The sequence below is a fragment of the Burkholderia sp. MS455 genome, from assembly GCF_016899445.1.
Taxonomy (GTDB): domain Bacteria; phylum Pseudomonadota; class Gammaproteobacteria; order Burkholderiales; family Burkholderiaceae; genus Burkholderia; species Burkholderia pyrrocinia_C.
The window spans coordinates 1762989-1777680 of sequence record NZ_CP041778.1; the positions used below are offsets into that span (position 1 = coordinate 1762989).

Sequence of the window (14692 nt, forward strand, 5' to 3'; positions counted from 1 at the left end):
ACTGATCGAATGCAATGACGTTCAATACGGGCATGCCCTTCCCGGAATTTACTGTCATGTCACTAGATCACGTGTCCGAATGCGTGGCGGCCCCATCCTGCGATGGCGCGGTTGCAAACGAACGCACCGCCGCCGTCGATACGCGCGCACCGAAACGTCGTGCCGAACGCAGCGACGGACGCAGCCGCCGTTTTCGCTTCGGCGATGCGATCGAAGACGCGCCGCCACGCGCCGTGACGGGTTCGATCGCGATCAGTTTTGCGGTCGTGTCGCGGCGGAACTGGCCGCGCTGAACTGCGCCCACCTCCTGCGGTGCGCCTGTCCGGCACGGCACGCCTTTACGATTTTCATCACACGCACGCCGTTGACCGGCAGCAAAATAACGACACGAATCTGCCTGCATCACGCGCCATTGCGCGCGATCCAATCGTCATCGCCACGCGATCGACCGTATAATTTCCCGCACCCGCTGACCGCCCATGCATTCCGCGCAGCCGCATCGCGCGTGAAAAGGAGACTTTCGCTTGACCGGCCTCATCGCGCGCCTGCCTCGCGCCCGGACCACCCTGATCCTCGCCCTCTCGTTCCTGCTGCTCGCGTTCGCCGCGAACGCGTCCGCGCAGCGCACGCAGCCGCATCGCACCGCGCACGCCCACGCGCATACGAAGGCGGTCAAGAAGAAGCCTGCCCACCGCAAGATCAAGGCCGTCAAGCATCGCCGTCCGCACGCGAAGCATCGTGCAGTCAAGCGTCATGCGGCGCCGGCCCCGCAGCATCGCCGCGCGAAGCGCGCGACCGCCGTACGCCCGCGCCCGGCGGCCGCCAAACCGCGCCTGATGGCAAGCTGCGGCTATAGCCCGCGCGCGGTCAGGTCGCTGCATTCACGCGCGGCCTACGTGCTCGACGTCGACTCCGGCACGCCGCTGCTGGCCCGCAACGCGCGCACCGTGCGGCCGATCGCGTCGATCTCGAAGCTGATGACGGCCGTCGTCGCACGCGACGCGGATCGTCCGCTGAACGGCGTGCTGCGCGTCACCGCGCACGATCGCGACACGATCAAGTTCACCGGCTCGCGATTGCAGGTCGGCTCGGAGCTGTCGCGCCGCGACATGTTCCATATCGCGCTGATGTCGTCCGAAAACCGCGCGGCGGCCGCGCTGAGCCGCGACTATCCGGGCGGGCGCGCCGCGTTCGTCAAGGCGATGAACCGCGAAGCGCGCCGGCTCGGCATGCGCCACACGCACTTCAGGGAGCCGACCGGCCTGTCGCCTCACAACGTGTCGACGGCCGAGGATCTCGCGAAGCTCGTCGGCGCGGCGGCGCAGGATCCGCTGATCCGCTATTTCTCGACGGATACGTCGACCACCGTGCGCCCCGGCGACGGCGAGCTGCTGTACGTGAACTCCGACCCGCTCGTCCGCTACCGCCGCCTGCCGATCCGGCTGCAGAAGACGGGCTTCATCAACGAATCGGGGCACGGCGTCGTGATGCGCATGCGCGTGAAGGGCCGCCGCGAAACGGTGGTGCTGCTCGGCGCGCCGACGCGCGCCGGCGTATCGAGCGACGCACTCAAAATCCATCGCTGGCTGACCTGCTCGATCCAGTAAGCGCGCACAGGCGGCCGGCGCGTTCACCCTACGGGAGCGATGCCATGCAGCGCGAATACCGCTTCAGCGCATTCGGACGGCTGCTCGCCGTCGTGCGCGCGAACGGCCGCTGGACCGTGTTCGATCTCGGCGCCGAAGGCAAGCGGCGCCCGGCCGGCCTGCAGATTCCATCCGCGCTCGCCGCGGACGAACTCGCGCAATATCTCGACGACCTGCTGCACGAGAACGCCACGCCTGAATACAGCGAAGTCGTGCCGGTCGCCCTGCCCCGCCGCACGTAACCTCGTGCCGGGCGGTGCCGCGATCTGTCGGCCAATTCGACAGTTAAACTTGCAAGTTTAACTGTCGTGTTCTATGATCCGCCGCATGAACCCGCCACGCAAACCCGGCGTTTCCGCCGACCTCGTCGCCGCCGACCTGACCCTCGCGGTCGGCCAGTTGATCCGTCGGCTGCGCTCCGAGATCGAATCCGAAGGGCTCGGCATGTCCCAGACGAGTGCGCTCGCGCGGCTCGAACGGCACGGGCCGATGACGACCGCCGATCTCGCGCGCGCCGAGGCGATGAAACCGCAGTCGATGAAGGCGATCCTCGCGAGCCTCGAGGAAGACGGTCTCGTCGAACGCGAACCGCATCCGACCGATGGTCGCCAGATCCTGTTCATGCTGACCGCCGCTGGCCTCCACGCACGCCGCAAGCGCAATGCCGCGAAGCATAAGTGGCTTGGCGCGGCGATCGAAAGGCTCGCCCCCGAAGACATCGACACACTCGCCGCCGCGATCCCGCTGATTCGCCGCATCGGCGAGCAATGACCCCCGCCTGCGCGCCACGCGGCATTCGCGCGCCCGCCTTCCTTCGTCCATTCCACGGAGCCCCATCATGAGCGCAACCCGTCTCGACACGAACACGGCACTCGTCGTCATCGACCTGCAGAAAGGCATCGTCGCCCTCCCTACCGCGCACCCGGTCGCACCGGTGATCGCGCACACCCGTGAACTGCTCGACGCATTCCGCAGCCGCGGCCTGCCGGTCGTGCTCGTCAACGTCGCCGGCGGCGCGCCGGGCCGCACGCAGCAGCAGGTGCGCGTGGATGCCCTGCCCGCCGACTGGACCGAACTCGTGCCCGAACTGAACCGGCAGCCGGGCGACCATGCCGTGACGAAAAAGACCTGGGGCGCATTTACCGGTACGGATCTCGACGCGCACCTGAAGGCGGCCGGCGTCACGCAGATCGTGCTGACCGGCGTCGCGACGAGCATCGGCGTCGAATCGACCGCGCGACAGGCCCACGAACTCGGCTACAACGTGACGCTCGCCGTCGACGCGATGACCGACCTCAACGCGGACGCGCACGCGAACAGCGTCGAGCGCGTGTTCCCGCGCCTCGGCGAAACGGGCTCGACGCAGGACATCGTCGCGCTGCTCGACCGGCGCGGCGCGTGAGCGACCGACGCGCGCAGCCGGCGCTGGGCCGCGCGGCCGGCCGGCTCGATCCGTCGATCTGGAAGGTCAGCGCGGTCGCGACGCTCGGCTCGCTGCTGTCGCAGCTCGACGCGACGATCGTCAACGTCTCGCTGTCGAGCCTCGCGACCGACCTGCATGCGAGCCTGTCGACGATCCAGTGGGTGACGAGCGGCTACCTGCTCGCGCTGACGCTGGTGCTGCCGCTGAACGGCTGGCTCGTCGACCGCATCGGCGCGAAGGCGCTGTACCTGTGGTGCTTCTCCGCGTTCACGCTCACATCCGCGCTGTGCGGGCTCGCGTGGTCCGCGCCGTCACTGATCGCGTTTCGCGTGCTGCAAGGCGTCAGCGGCGGGCTGCTCGCACCGATGGCGCAGATGATGATCGCGCGCGTCGCCGGCCAGCAGATGGCGCGCGTGATCGGCTACGCGGCGGTGCCCGTGCTGCTCGCGCCGATCCTCGGCCCCGTGGTCGCGGGCGCGATCCTGCAGTACGCGTCGTGGCGCTGGCTGTTTCTCGTGAACCTGCCCGTCGGCGTGCTGGCGCTCGCGCTGGCCGTGCGGTTCCTGCCCGGCGACCGTGACGACACGCAACGGCGCACACTCGACTGGATCGGCCTCGCGTTGCTGTCGCCGGGTCTCGTGCTGTTCCTGTACGGCGCCGAGCGGATCGGCGCGGCGCCCGGCCTCGCCGCGATCGCATGCTCGGCGCTGCTGCTCGCCGCGTTCCTGCGCTTCGAGCAACGCAAGGGCGAGCACGCACTGATCGATCTCGCGCTGTTTCGCTCCCGCGTGTTCGGCGCGGCGGCCGGCACGCAGTTCCTGTCGAACGGCGCGATGTACGCGGGCCAGATGCTGATCCCCGTGTTCCTGATCCAGGCGTGCGGGCGCTCGCCGGGCGAGATGGGTTGGCTGCTTGCGCCGCTCGGGCTCGGCATGCTCGTCACCTATCCGTCGATGGGCGCGTTGACGAGCCGGTTCGGCGTGCGCCGGCTGGCCGCCGCCGGTGCGTTGCTCGCCTTCGTCGCGACGCTGCCGTTCGTGTCCCTCGCGCTGACCGGCTACGATCCGTACGTGCTCGTGCCCGCGCTGTTTCTGCGCGGCATGGGCCAGAGCGCGATCGGCGCGCCGTCGATCTCCGCCGCGTATGCGTCGGTCGAGCGCCGCAACCTGCCGATGGCGACGACGTCGCTCAATATCGTGCAGCGCCTCGGCGGCCCGACGTTCACGACGATATGCACACTGTTCCTCGCATGGCGGCTACAGGCCGAATCGTCGGCGGGCGGGGGCACGCAAGCCGCCGCATACGCGTGGGCGTTCGGCCTGCTTTGCGTGCTGCATGCGGCGAGCTTCGTCACGACGCTGCGGCTGCCGTTATGGTCGGCCGGTACGGGCGGACGAACTGCCGGCGCCGCGCGCGCCGGTTCGCGCTGAACGTGGACGCGCCGCCGCGATGTGCGCGCAGCGTCGCTACGGCCGCCACATCGGCACGATCGACACCACGAGCAGCACGCCCAACCCGACATTCAGGCAGCGCCACTGCCTCTCCGTGCGCAACACGCGCGCGAACAACAGCCCGGCGAAACACCACAGCGACAGCGACGCCATCGCGGCCAAGCCGAACGCCAGCCCGAGCAATACGCCGAGCCGCGCCGGCCCGGACGCGAGCGCGGCGAACGACGCGGCCGCGCCGAGCGTCATCGCCCAGCCTTTCGGGTTGTGCCAGAGCATCCAGACGCCGCTGACGAACCCTTGCGGCCGGTGCACGGCGGCATCGAGCCGCGGCTTGCCGCCGCGCCCGATGCGCACGGCCAGCCACACGAGATACAGCGAGCCGGCCGCCTTCATCGCGAGCTGCAACGCGGGCAGCGCAAGCAACACGCTGCCGAGCCCGGCCGCGGCGGCGGCCGCCATCGACGCCAGGCCGGCCGCGATGCCGGCCATCAGCGGCAGCGACCGCCGATAGCCGAAATGGGCGCCCGATGCGGTTGCGAGCGTCGTCGCGCCGCCCGGCGTCACGGTGGACACGATCACGAACAGCATCAGCGGCAGGTAGTCGCGAAGCAGCACGAAAGCTCCCGGTTGTCGTCGTCGAAGCCCCCGTTTTACCCGCGATCTTCCCATTACGAAAGCGAAAGCTTTTTATGCCTGCCATTAGCGTTCATAATCCGACGCATGGTACTCAATCTCGACATCGCGCTGCTGCGCGCCTTCGTCACGGTCGCCGATCATCGCAGCATGACGGCGGCCAGCCGCGCGCTGCACCTGACGCAAGGCGCGGTCAGCCAGCAGGTCGCGCGGCTCGAAACGCTGTCCGGCCCGCTGTTCGTCCGCGAGCATCGCAACCTGCTGCTCACCGCAGCCGGTGAGCGGCTGCTCGAACAGGCGCGCCGGCTGCTCGCCGTGCATGACGCGCTGCTGACCGACCTGACGGCCGGCGCGGTCGACGGCGCCGTTCGCCTCGGCGCACCGCAGGATCTCGTCGGCACCTGTCTCGCGCCGATCCTGAAAGGCTATGCGCAGGCGCATCCGCAGGTCGCGCTCTCGCTCGTGTGCGCGGCATCGCCGGAACTGCGCCGGGGGCTCACGCAGGGCGATCTCGACATCGCGCTGATCGAGGCGCCGGTCGGGCCGTCGCGCGGCGAATGCATCGCGGTCGACCGGCTGGTCTGGGTCGGTGCGAAAGGCGGCACCGCGCACCGGAACACGCCGCTGCCGGTGTCGATGGTCGCGCAGACCTGCGCGTTCCGCCCGACCGTGCTCGACGCGCTGCGCGGCAGCGATCGCGCGTGGCGCACCATGTTCGAGAACGGCAGCTTCGACGCGACGGCCGCGACCGTGCGCGCCGATCTCGCGGTGACCGTGTGGCTCGCGTCCACCGTGCCGGCCGACCTCGACATCCTGCCGGCCGGCAGCGGCCTGCCCGCGCTGCCGAACTTCGCGATCAACCTTCATCTGCCGCGCGGCCAGCGCACGCCGGCCGCGACGGAACTGGCCCGCCACCTGCGCAACGGCTTTGCGCGCTTGCGCGCGGCCGCGTAGCGCGCGGTTCACGCTATACGGTGCCGGGCTCCTGCGGCGCCTGATGCAGCGTCTCGAAGATGCGCGACGCGCCGACGATCTCGGTGATCCGGTGACGGATCCATGTCCGCGCGCAGATAGCGGTTGACGCGCCCGAACAGCACGCCGATCCCGCGCGCGGGCAGCATCTTGACGAGATCGGTCATGACCTGGGAACTGATCACCGAGAGCTACCAGAACTGGCGCGGAATGACCGAAGCGGGCGGCCGCCGCATCAAGCGCGCGCTGTTCGTCGACGCGACGAGCGTACGCTTTCTCGCGAACGACGAGATCGAACGGCTCGAACGCCTGACGCTGCTGAAGGACTATCTCGAGGACAAGGTCGACGCGATCGAGCAATGGAACGGCACGCTCGGCGCGGCCGCCGCCTGCCACCCGGCATTGCGCCGTTCACCTCGCCGCGCACTCCGATGCGAGCCGCCCCAGCACCTTCAGCGCTTCCTCGATCTGCCGCGACCACGGATAGCTGTAGTTGAGCCGGATGAAATGCCGGTAATCGGTGCCCGCCGAGAACATGTGCCCGGGCCCAACGGTGATCCGCTGAGCGAGCGCGAGCGTGTAAAGCCTCATCGCATCGACCTGCGGCGGCAGCTCGACCCACAGCACATACCCGCCCTGCGGCTGCGACAGCCGCGTGCCTTCCGGAAAGAACCGCCGCACCATCGCGCTCATCAGGCTCGCCTGCTGCGCGTACTGCTTGCGCATGCGCCGCAGATGGAAATCGTAGCCGTCATGTTTCAGGTACTCGGCGATCGCCAGTTGCTCGATCGCGGGCGTCGCGAGCGTGTTCAGGAATTTCAGCTTCTCGACCTGGTCGCGGTAGCGGCCGGGCATCGCCCAGCCGATCCGGTAGCGCGGCGACAGGCTCTTCGTGAACGACGCGCAATGCAGCACGAGCCCGTCGCGATCGAACGATTTCAGCGCGCTCGGCGTCGTGTCGCCGAAGTGCAGCTCGTGATAGACGTCGTTCTCGATCGCCGGCACGCCGTGCTTCGCCAGCAGCTCGACGAGCGCGCGCTTGCGCGCGTCGGGCATCTGGAAGCCGAGCGGATTCTGGAAATTCGGCATCACCATGCACGCGGCGATACGCTCGCGCTCGAGGATCCGTTCGAGCGCGTCGAGATCGATGCCGTCGACCGGATGCGTCGCGACTTCGAGCGCGCGCATGCCCATCCGCTCGATCGCGTGCAGCATCGCGTAGAACGTCGGCGACTCGACGGCGATCGTGTCACCCGGCTTCGCGACGGCCTGCAGGCACAGGTTGATCGCCTCGGTCGCGCCGATCGTCATCACGATCTCGCCCGGCTCGACCGCGATTCCGCGCTCCGCATAACGCCGCGCGATCTGGCGGATCAGTTCCTGGTTGCCGGGCGGCAGGTCGTCGATCACGCCCCAGCGCGTACGGCGGCGTCCGATCGCCTGCGCATAACGCGCGAGCCGCTGCACCGGGAACTGCGATGCATCGGGATACGGCGAACCGAGCGGCACCGCATCGTCGCGCGCGATCGAGCGCAGCGTCGACAGCACGAGCCGGCTCACGTCCACCGCCGACGGCTCGGCGGCCGGCGCCGACATGTGCAGTTCGGCCTCGGTCGGCGCCGCCGCGCGCGCCCGCACGAAATAGCCCGACTGCGGCCGGCTTTCGATCAGGCCGCGGCTTTCGAGCACGAGGTATGCGCGCAGCACCGTCGTGACGCTGAGCTGCTGCTGCCGGCTCGCCTGCCGCACCGAAGGAATCCGCTCGCCGGGCCGATACACGCCGCGCTCGATCTGCGCCTGGAGATCGTCGGCCAGTTGTTCGTAACGCTTCACGCGCCTCCCTTTCAACTTCCCTTCAACAACACAGTTGCGATCCGCACTGTATGAATGGCCGAAACTGTACTCTTTTTTGATGTGAACAGGTGTACACACAGCCGGACGGGTGCCGCGCGTACTCTGCACCCATCGACCCCGACACCTGCTGCACCATGAAAAAGAAATCCGCCACCGCGCGCATCGAACCGTACACCCACCCGGCCGCCGGCTGGGGCGCGCTGAAAGCCGTCACGATCAACCTGATCAAGGAAAAGGTCGCCGGCGGCAACTACCGTACGCTGCTGCGCCAGAACCAGCCGGACGGCTTCGACTGCCCCGGCTGCGCGTGGCCCGACCGCCAGCACGCATCGACGTTCGAATTCTGCGAGAACGGCGTGAAGGCGGTGGCCGCCGAAGCGACGAGCAAGCGCGTGACGCCCGAATTCTTCGCCGCGCATACGGTCACCGAGCTGCTCGAACAGTCGGATTTCGAACTCGAACAGCACGGCCGGCTCACCGACCCGATGGTGTACGACGCGCAGACCGACCGCTACGTGCCGATCGCGTGGGACGATGCGTTCGAACTGATCGCGCGCCACCTGCGCGCGCTGCCCGACCCGAACCAGGCCGCGTTCTACACGTCCGGCCGCGCGAGCAACGAAGCGGCGTTCCTGTACCAGCTGCTCGTGCGGCGGTACGGCACGAACAACTTCCCCGACTGCTCGAACATGTGCCACGAGGCGACGAGCCGCGGGCTGCCCGCGTCGGTCGGCGTCGGCAAGGGTACCGTCACGCTCGACGATTTCGAGCACGCGGACACGCTGCTGATCTTCGGCCAGAACCCCGCGACCAACCATCCGCGGATGATGGGCGAACTGCGCGAGTGCGCGAAGCGCGGCGCGACGATCGTGTCGATCAACCCGCTGAAGGAGCGCGGCCTCGAACGCTTCGCCGATCCGCAAAGCCCGCTCGAGATGTTGACGATGTCGGGCACAAAGATCGCATCGACGTTCATCCAGCCGACGATCGGCGGCGATTTCGCGCTGATCAAGGGGATGGCGAAGCGCGTGCTCGAACTCGACGACGCCGCGCGCGCCGCCGGTGCGCCGCGCGTGCTCGACACCGCGTTCATCGGCGAGCACACGGCCGGCTTCGACGCGTTCGCCGACGACCTGCGCAATGAAAGCTGGTCCGCGCTGACAGCCGAAAGCGGCGTGCCGTACGAGCAGATCGACGCCCTCGCGCAGCTGTATGCGCGCAGCGAGCGCGTGATCGCGACGTGGGGCATGGGCATCACGCAGCACAAGCATTCGGTCGCCACCGTGCAGATGCTGACGAACCTGATGCTGATGCGCGGCAACATCGGCCGCCCCGGCGCGGGCCTGTGCCCGGTGCGCGGCCACTCGAACGTGCAGGGCAACCGCACGGTCGGCATCGAGGAAAAGCCGTCACCGGCGTTCCTCGACCGGCTCGGCCACGTGTTCGATTTCGAACCGCCGCGCCATCACGGCTACGACGTCGTCGAGACGATCGAGGGGATGCTCGAAGGCCGCGTGAAGGTGCTGATCGGCCTCGGCGGCAACTTCGCGATGGCGACGCCCGACACGCCGCGCACGTGGGAAGGCATGCGCCGCTGCGACCTGTCGGTGCACATCACGACGAAACTGAACCGCAGCCACCTGATCCACGGCCGCGACGCGCTGATCCTGCCGACGCTCGGCCGCACCGAGATCGACCTGCAGGACAACGTCGCGCAAGGCGTGACGGTCGAGGATTCGATGAGCATGGTCCACGTGTCGTACGGGATGAACAAGCCGGCGTCGCCGAACCTGATGTCGGAGCCCGCGATCGTCGCGCATATGGGCCACGCGCTGTTCGGCAGCGGCAAGATCGACTGGCTCGCGTACAAGGACGACTACGCGAAGATCCGCGACGCGATCGAGGCGACGCTCGACGACTTCTACGACTACAACACGCGCATCGCGCGGCCGGGCGGCTTCCACCTGCGCGTCGCCTCGCGCGACCGCGAATGGCTCACGCCGACGGCCAAGGCGAACTTCATCGCACACGCGCTGCCGACCGACACGCCGATCCAGCGCGCCCGCGCGCTGCACGGCGAACGCCTGATGACGCTGATGACGACGCGCTCGCACGACCAGTACAACACGACCGTCTACGGGCTCGACGACCGCTATCGCGGCGTGTTCGGCCAGCGCCGCGTGGTGTTCGTCAACCGCGACGATCTCGCGATGCTCGGCCTGAAGGCCGGCGAATGGGTCGACATGGAAACCGTGTGGCACGACGGCATCGAGCGGCGCGCGGACGGCTTCCTGCTCGTCGAGTACGACATCCCGCGCGGCTGCATCGGCGCGTACTACCCGGAAACCAACCCGCTCGTGCCGCTCGACAGCGTCGGCGACGTGTGCAACACGCCGACGTCGAAGTCGGTGCCCGTGCTGCTGCATCGCGCGGCCGCGCCGGCATCGATCGCCGCCTGACGGAGCCCGACGATGATCGTTCGTCCGCGCGAGCACTGGCTGCGGATGCTGCTCGTCTGGAACGGCTCGGTGCTGCCGACCATCCTGCCGCAGCTCGTGCTGACGCTCGCGATCAGCCTCGTCGCGGTGTGGGGCGGCGGCCGCGTGCTCGGCGAGAAGGTGCCGCTGAACCCGACGCCGTTCACGCTGATCGGCCTTACGCTCGCCATCTTCGCCGGGTTTCGCAACAACGCGAGCTACGACCGCTACCGCGAGGCGCGGCAATTGTGGGGCGGCGTGCTGACCGCCACGCGCACGCTGGTGTCGCAGGCACTCTGCTACGGCGCGGTCGATCGCGACGGCGATGCGCGGCGCGCGTTCGTGCGGACGGTCGTCGCGTTCGTCTATGCGCTCAAGCATCAACTGCGCGGCACCGATCCGGCCGCGGACCTGCGCGCGCTGCTCGACAGCGGCACCTATGCGCACGTCGCCGCCGCGCGGTTCCGCCCGGTCGCGATCGTGCACGGGCTGCGCGAAGCATTCGCCGCGCGCGCCGATGCGGGCCGCCTCGCCGACACGCGCCTGTGGATGCTCGACGCGCGCCTCGACGAGCTCGTCGCGATGGTGAGCGGCTGCGAGCGCATCGCGTCGACGCCGATCCCGTTCTCGTACGACGTGCTGCTGCACCGGACCATTTACGCGTACTGCGTGCTGCTGCCGTTCGGCCTGGTCGACTCGATCGGCGCGGCGACGCCGTTCGTCACCGTGTTCGTCGCGTATACGCTGATCGCGCTCGACGCGATCGCGCATGCGATCGCCGAGCCGTTCGGCGACGGGCCGAACCATCTCGCACTCGATGCAATCACGCGGCAGATCGAACGCACGCTGCTCGAACTGAACCGCGAACCGCTGCCGGCGGAAGTGACGCCCGGCCGATCCTATCGGCTCACCTGACCCGCCGCGCGCGCCGCTCAGCCGCGGCGCGCGCGCAGGAAGCCGCCGTGCTCGGCAGCCGCATCGGCAATGCGCCGCAGCAGCACGATGCCGCGCAGCAACGCGTAGGTATCGTCGCCGTCGCGAGCAGCCACGCGCCGCCGCAGCACACGGGCCGCCGCGTCGCAGGTCCGGTCGAGCTGCGCGAATTCCCAGCGCGCGACCCGTCCGCGCACCACGGTCGCCGCACGGCGCACGGCCGGCTCGCGCGCCGCCAGTTCGGCGAGCGACAGCAGGCTGTCGCCGATTCCCCAGATCGCCAGCAGGTCGCGCATGTCGCGCTCGATCAGCGTCTGCGGCAGGCTGCCCGCGAAGCCGAGTTCGCGCGCGAGACGGTCGGCCGTGCGGCTCAGCCACGTGCTCGCGGACCACACACGCGGGTCACGCGCAATGCCGGCCAGATCGCGGCGCACCGCGCGATGCAGGCGCCGCCGGCTGGTGCCGGGATCGCCCGGAAACACGAGCGCGAACACCAGCGCGCCGAACGCGATCCCGAGCAGCGTCGAGACTGCATCATTCAGGAACGCGGCGTCGCCGATGCGCGCCGTGTTGTCCGGCGACGTGAAATTCCAGAAGAAGATCGAAAACGCACTGCCCATCGCGGCCGTGCGCGGATGACGCATCGCGATGCCCGTGCCGATCAGGAACACGCCGAGGATGTAGGCCAGCATCTCGAAGCCCGACACCGCGGGCAGCAGGACGAAATTGCAGACGACACCCGCGACGGCCGCGCACGCCGAGCCCTTCAGGAAGCCGACGACTGCACGCACCGAGTTCGGGCGGGTCGAGAACAGCGCGCCGACCACCGCCGTGATCGCGACGAAACCGGCGCCCGACGGCCACGCGGTGACGATCCAGATCGCCGACCCGGCGAGCACCGCGACGAACGCGCGAATACCGTTGTGCCAGGCGAGCACCGCATCGTGATGGAACGCATAGCGCACGCGCGACGGCGGCGGCTTCGGCCGGTCGAGCAGCGCCTGGCTCGCGAACGCGTGGTCGAAGCCCGCGAGCAGCGCCGCCAGCCGGTCGAGCGTCAGCAGGCGCGACGTGTCGGGGCCGGCCGGCCCGGCGGCCTCGGCGCGCAGCGCGTCGTCCACGCGCGAGCGCAACGCCGCCATCTCGCGCCCCAAGTCGCCTGACGCGCCCGACTCGCGCGATGCGGCGACACCGTCGAGCAAGCGCGCGGCATCGTCCACCAGCGGGTCCGGCGCATCGCCGCCGCGCGCGGCATGCTCGCGAATCGCCTGCCCCGCCGCCTGCGCGCTCAGCACGCCCAGCGCCGCGGCACGCAGATGGCCGATCGCGTTGCGCACCGACGGTGCGCCCGCCGCCGCATATTCGGCCGCCGTGTCGAGTTCGAGCGCGTCCGCGAACAGCCGGTGTACTGCCGCGCCGTTCGACTCGCGGCGCAGCGCGCCCGCGCCGACGGCAACCGCGCGATCGAGATAGCGCGCGAGCCGCGTGCGGACGTCCGTCAGCGGTGCGCCCGGCGCGAAGATCGTTTCGAACGCCGCGCCGCACAGGATGCCGATCACCACATATAGGAAACGCGCGATCGCGATGTCGAACGCATGCAGCGGCGCGGACACCGCGTCCATCGCGATGATCGCGGCCGTGTAACCCGCGAGCACCGCCGCATACGCGCGGAAATTCCGCTGGAACGTCGCGACGCCCGCGCACAGGCCGATCCACGCGGCGAGCGCCGGCAGGAACAACTCGGGCGTCTGCGCGAACGCGCCGGTCAGCGCGAGCGCGACGGCCGAGCCGATCGCGGTGCCGAGAATCCGGTACTGGCTCTTCGACAGCCCCATCCCGCGGCTGCCCTGCGCGACGATCCACACGGTCGACGCAGCCCATTTCGGGTCGTCGAGGTTCATCCGGAATGCAATGTAGAGCGCGAGCAACGACGCGGCCGTATTGCGCAGCGCGAACGCGACGGCGCCGGGCGGCAGCGTCGGACGCGCGTCGCGCAGCGCGGCCCGGACGGCCGCGAGCGGCGGCAGGCTGGGGAAAGCGAATTTCATTCGGTGAGCATACGATCGCGTGCAGGCCGCCACTACGGGGCGCCGGCAGGATGCGTTATTGCACCGCGCAGGATAATCGGCGCGACACGCAGCGATCCGGCGCGCGACGGTAAGATGCACGCTGACCGAACACTAAAACGAGCCGTATGGACTTCGAGAGCATCCGGATATTCTTGCGCGTGGTGGAACGCGGCAGCTTCACCGCCGCCGCCACGCAACTCGACATGCCGCTCAGCCGCGTGAGCCGCAAGGTCAGGCAGCTCGAGGACGACCTCGGGGTCCAGCTGCTGTACCGCACCACGCGCCGCGTGTCCGTCACCGAAGCCGGGCGCGACTACTACGAGCGTTGCCTGCGCGCCGAGGACATCCTGCTCGACGCGGACCGCCAGGCCCGTGCGCTGCGCACGGAGCCCGAAGGGACGCTGCGCGTGCTGGTGCCCTACTCGATCGGCCTGTTCGAACTGGAACCGGCGCTCGCCGAGTTTCGCCGGCGCTACCCGTTGGTCCAGCTCGTACTGATCTACGACAACAGCACGCTCGACCTCGTAGAACACGGCTTCGACGTCGCGTTGCGCGCGGGCGCGCTGACCGATTCCGGCTATGTCGCGCGCTCGCTCGGCTGGTCGCATGCGAAGCTCGCCGCAAGCCCCGCCTATCTCGATCGCTCCGGGCGACCGCAGACGCCGCAGGATCTCGTCGGTCACGACATCCTGTTCGTCGGCCGCGACATGCCCGGCCTGACGCTACGGCTCACCAACGCGGCCGGCGACGTGGCCGACGTGCCGGTCCGGCCCGTGCTGATCTCGAACGAATCGGTCACGGTGCTGCGCCAGGCCGCGAGCGGTGGCGGCATCGCGCTGATCTCCACGCACTACACCGCGCGGCGGCTCGAGAAGAACGAGCTCGAAATCGTGCTGCCCGACTGGCACCGCACTGACGACATCGAGCTTCACGCGCTCTACCCGCGGCGTGCGACGCTCGACAGCAAGGTGCGCGCGTTCGTCGAGTTCCTGACGGAAGTCTTCACCGCGTGGCGGACCGTGCCTTGACCGGCAATCGATGCGTCATATTCGGATTATTGCGGCACACGAAAGGATTTAATGAGCGCGCGAGCGTTGATCGTCGTTCGACGCATCGTTAGCCTGTGCCAATGAAAAACGACCACACCCGCTACGGCAGCCACGTGCCCGCTGCCCGCCGACGCATCACGCGCGTCGCGCCCTCCTGACCGGCGATATCCCGCCTCCCGGAGCCC

The 14692-nt window shown here is 69.2% G+C and carries 13 protein-coding genes and 2 pseudogenes; 11 read left to right on the forward strand and 4 right to left on the reverse strand.

Going from position 1 to position 14692, the window contains the following annotated elements; translation table 11 throughout:
- The first annotated feature begins 14 nt into the window (after positions 1-14).
- The 6 genes from FPJ27_RS12470 (at position 15) to FPJ27_RS12495 (ending at position 4499) form a co-directional block, all read left to right on the forward strand.
- Complete coding sequence (locus tag FPJ27_RS12470) at positions 15-293, forward strand: hypothetical protein (RefSeq protein ID WP_072438948.1); 279 nt, start codon at positions 15-17, stop codon at positions 291-293.
- A gap of 231 nt (positions 294-524) precedes the next feature.
- On the forward strand, positions 525-1607 hold the full coding sequence (locus tag FPJ27_RS12475) for a serine hydrolase (protein WP_204421325.1): 1083 nt from the start codon (positions 525-527) through the stop codon (positions 1605-1607).
- 44 nt (positions 1608-1651) lie between these two features.
- Positions 1652-1888 (forward strand): hypothetical protein, encoded by a 237-nt coding sequence (locus tag FPJ27_RS12480; protein ID WP_204421326.1) that lies wholly within the window; start codon positions 1652-1654, stop codon positions 1886-1888.
- Between the two features lie 73 nt (positions 1889-1961).
- Positions 1962-2417 (forward strand): MarR family transcriptional regulator, encoded by a 456-nt coding sequence (locus tag FPJ27_RS12485; protein ID WP_072438954.1) that lies wholly within the window; start codon positions 1962-1964, stop codon positions 2415-2417.
- 67 nt (positions 2418-2484) lie between these two features.
- Positions 2485-3048 carry an isochorismatase family protein gene (locus FPJ27_RS12490; RefSeq protein WP_204421327.1) on the forward strand — a complete coding sequence of 188 codons (564 nt, stop codon included), beginning with the start codon at positions 2485-2487 and terminating at the stop codon, positions 3046-3048.
- Positions 3045-4499: a DHA2 family efflux MFS transporter permease subunit gene (locus FPJ27_RS12495; protein WP_204421328.1), complete on the forward strand. Its 1455-nt coding sequence runs from the start codon at positions 3045-3047 to the stop codon at positions 4497-4499. Before FPJ27_RS12490 ends, FPJ27_RS12495 begins: the two co-directional genes overlap by 4 nt.
- Positions 4500-4535: 36 nt before the next feature.
- Here the strand turns inward: FPJ27_RS12495 and FPJ27_RS12500 are convergent, their stop codons facing one another.
- Positions 4536-5189: a LysE family transporter gene (locus tag FPJ27_RS12500; RefSeq protein ID WP_204421329.1), complete on the reverse strand. Its 654-nt coding sequence runs from the start codon at positions 5187-5189 to the stop codon at positions 4536-4538.
- Positions 5190-5240: 51 nt separating this feature from the next.
- On the opposite strand from FPJ27_RS12500, the gene FPJ27_RS12505 reads away from it, so the two are divergent.
- Positions 5241-6107 carry a LysR substrate-binding domain-containing protein gene (locus tag FPJ27_RS12505; RefSeq protein WP_204421330.1) on the forward strand — a complete coding sequence of 289 codons (867 nt, stop codon included), beginning with the start codon at positions 5241-5243 and terminating at the stop codon, positions 6105-6107.
- A gap of 13 nt (positions 6108-6120) precedes the next feature.
- On the opposite strand, the pseudogene FPJ27_RS12510 reads toward FPJ27_RS12505, so the two are convergent.
- Positions 6121-6304: pseudogene (locus FPJ27_RS12510) on the reverse strand (sodium-independent anion transporter); the annotation flags it as partial.
- On the opposite strand from FPJ27_RS12510, the pseudogene FPJ27_RS36435 reads away from it, so the two are divergent.
- A pseudogene (locus FPJ27_RS36435) lies at positions 6285-6509 on the forward strand (mechanosensitive ion channel family protein); the annotation flags it as partial. The pseudogenes FPJ27_RS12510 and FPJ27_RS36435 sit on opposite strands and share 20 nt — an antisense overlap.
- Before the next feature lie 27 nt (positions 6510-6536).
- On the opposite strand, the gene FPJ27_RS12515 reads toward FPJ27_RS36435, so the two are convergent.
- Positions 6537-7958: a PLP-dependent aminotransferase family protein gene (locus FPJ27_RS12515; RefSeq protein WP_204421331.1), complete on the reverse strand. Its 1422-nt coding sequence runs from the start codon at positions 7956-7958 to the stop codon at positions 6537-6539.
- A gap of 155 nt (positions 7959-8113) precedes the next feature.
- Here FPJ27_RS12515 and FPJ27_RS12520 point away from each other — a divergent pair, with 155 nt between their 5' ends.
- Together FPJ27_RS12520 and FPJ27_RS12525 are read left to right on the forward strand one after the other, a co-directional pair.
- Positions 8114-10438: an FdhF/YdeP family oxidoreductase gene (locus FPJ27_RS12520; protein ID WP_204421332.1), complete on the forward strand. Its 2325-nt coding sequence runs from the start codon at positions 8114-8116 to the stop codon at positions 10436-10438.
- Positions 10439-10450: 12 nt separating this feature from the next.
- The gene (locus tag FPJ27_RS12525) at positions 10451-11371 is read left to right on the forward strand and encodes a bestrophin family ion channel (protein ID WP_204421333.1); all 921 of its coding nucleotides are present in this window, start codon (positions 10451-10453) and stop codon (positions 11369-11371) included.
- A gap of 17 nt (positions 11372-11388) precedes the next feature.
- Here the strand turns inward: FPJ27_RS12525 and FPJ27_RS12530 are convergent, their stop codons facing one another.
- Positions 11389-13437 (reverse strand): FUSC family protein, encoded by a 2049-nt coding sequence (locus FPJ27_RS12530; RefSeq protein ID WP_204421334.1) that lies wholly within the window; start codon positions 13435-13437, stop codon positions 11389-11391.
- Between the two features lie 146 nt (positions 13438-13583).
- Between FPJ27_RS12530 and FPJ27_RS12535 the strand changes: the two genes are divergently transcribed.
- Positions 13584-14486, forward strand: a complete 903-nt coding sequence (locus tag FPJ27_RS12535; RefSeq protein WP_204421335.1) for a LysR family transcriptional regulator — start codon at positions 13584-13586, stop codon at positions 14484-14486.
- The last annotated feature ends 206 nt before the right edge of the window (positions 14487-14692 follow it).

What these genes read in the sequence shown, in the direction of transcription:
- FPJ27_RS12530 (WP_204421334.1), bottom strand. Translation starts at nt 13,437, where the DNA reads ATGAAATTCGCTTTCCCCAGCCTGCCGCCGCTCGCGGCCGTCCGGGCC.
- FPJ27_RS12480 (WP_204421326.1), top strand. Translation starts at nt 1,652, where the DNA reads ATGCAGCGCGAATACCGCTTCAGCGCATTCGGACGGCTGCTCGCCGTC.
- FPJ27_RS12485 (WP_072438954.1), top strand. Translation starts at nt 1,962, where the DNA reads ATGATCCGCCGCATGAACCCGCCACGCAAACCCGGCGTTTCCGCCGAC.
- FPJ27_RS12535 (WP_204421335.1), top strand. Translation starts at nt 13,584, where the DNA reads ATGGACTTCGAGAGCATCCGGATATTCTTGCGCGTGGTGGAACGCGGC.
- FPJ27_RS12520 (WP_204421332.1), top strand. Translation starts at nt 8,114, where the DNA reads ATGAAAAAGAAATCCGCCACCGCGCGCATCGAACCGTACACCCACCCG.
- FPJ27_RS12470 (WP_072438948.1), top strand. Translation starts at nt 15, where the DNA reads ATGACGTTCAATACGGGCATGCCCTTCCCGGAATTTACTGTCATGTCA.
- FPJ27_RS12500 (WP_204421329.1), bottom strand. Translation starts at nt 5,189, where the DNA reads ATGGGAAGATCGCGGGTAAAACGGGGGCTTCGACGACGACAACCGGGA.
- FPJ27_RS12525 (WP_204421333.1), top strand. Translation starts at nt 10,451, where the DNA reads ATGATCGTTCGTCCGCGCGAGCACTGGCTGCGGATGCTGCTCGTCTGG.
- FPJ27_RS12490 (WP_204421327.1), top strand. Translation starts at nt 2,485, where the DNA reads ATGAGCGCAACCCGTCTCGACACGAACACGGCACTCGTCGTCATCGAC.
- FPJ27_RS12505 (WP_204421330.1), top strand. Translation starts at nt 5,241, where the DNA reads ATGGTACTCAATCTCGACATCGCGCTGCTGCGCGCCTTCGTCACGGTC.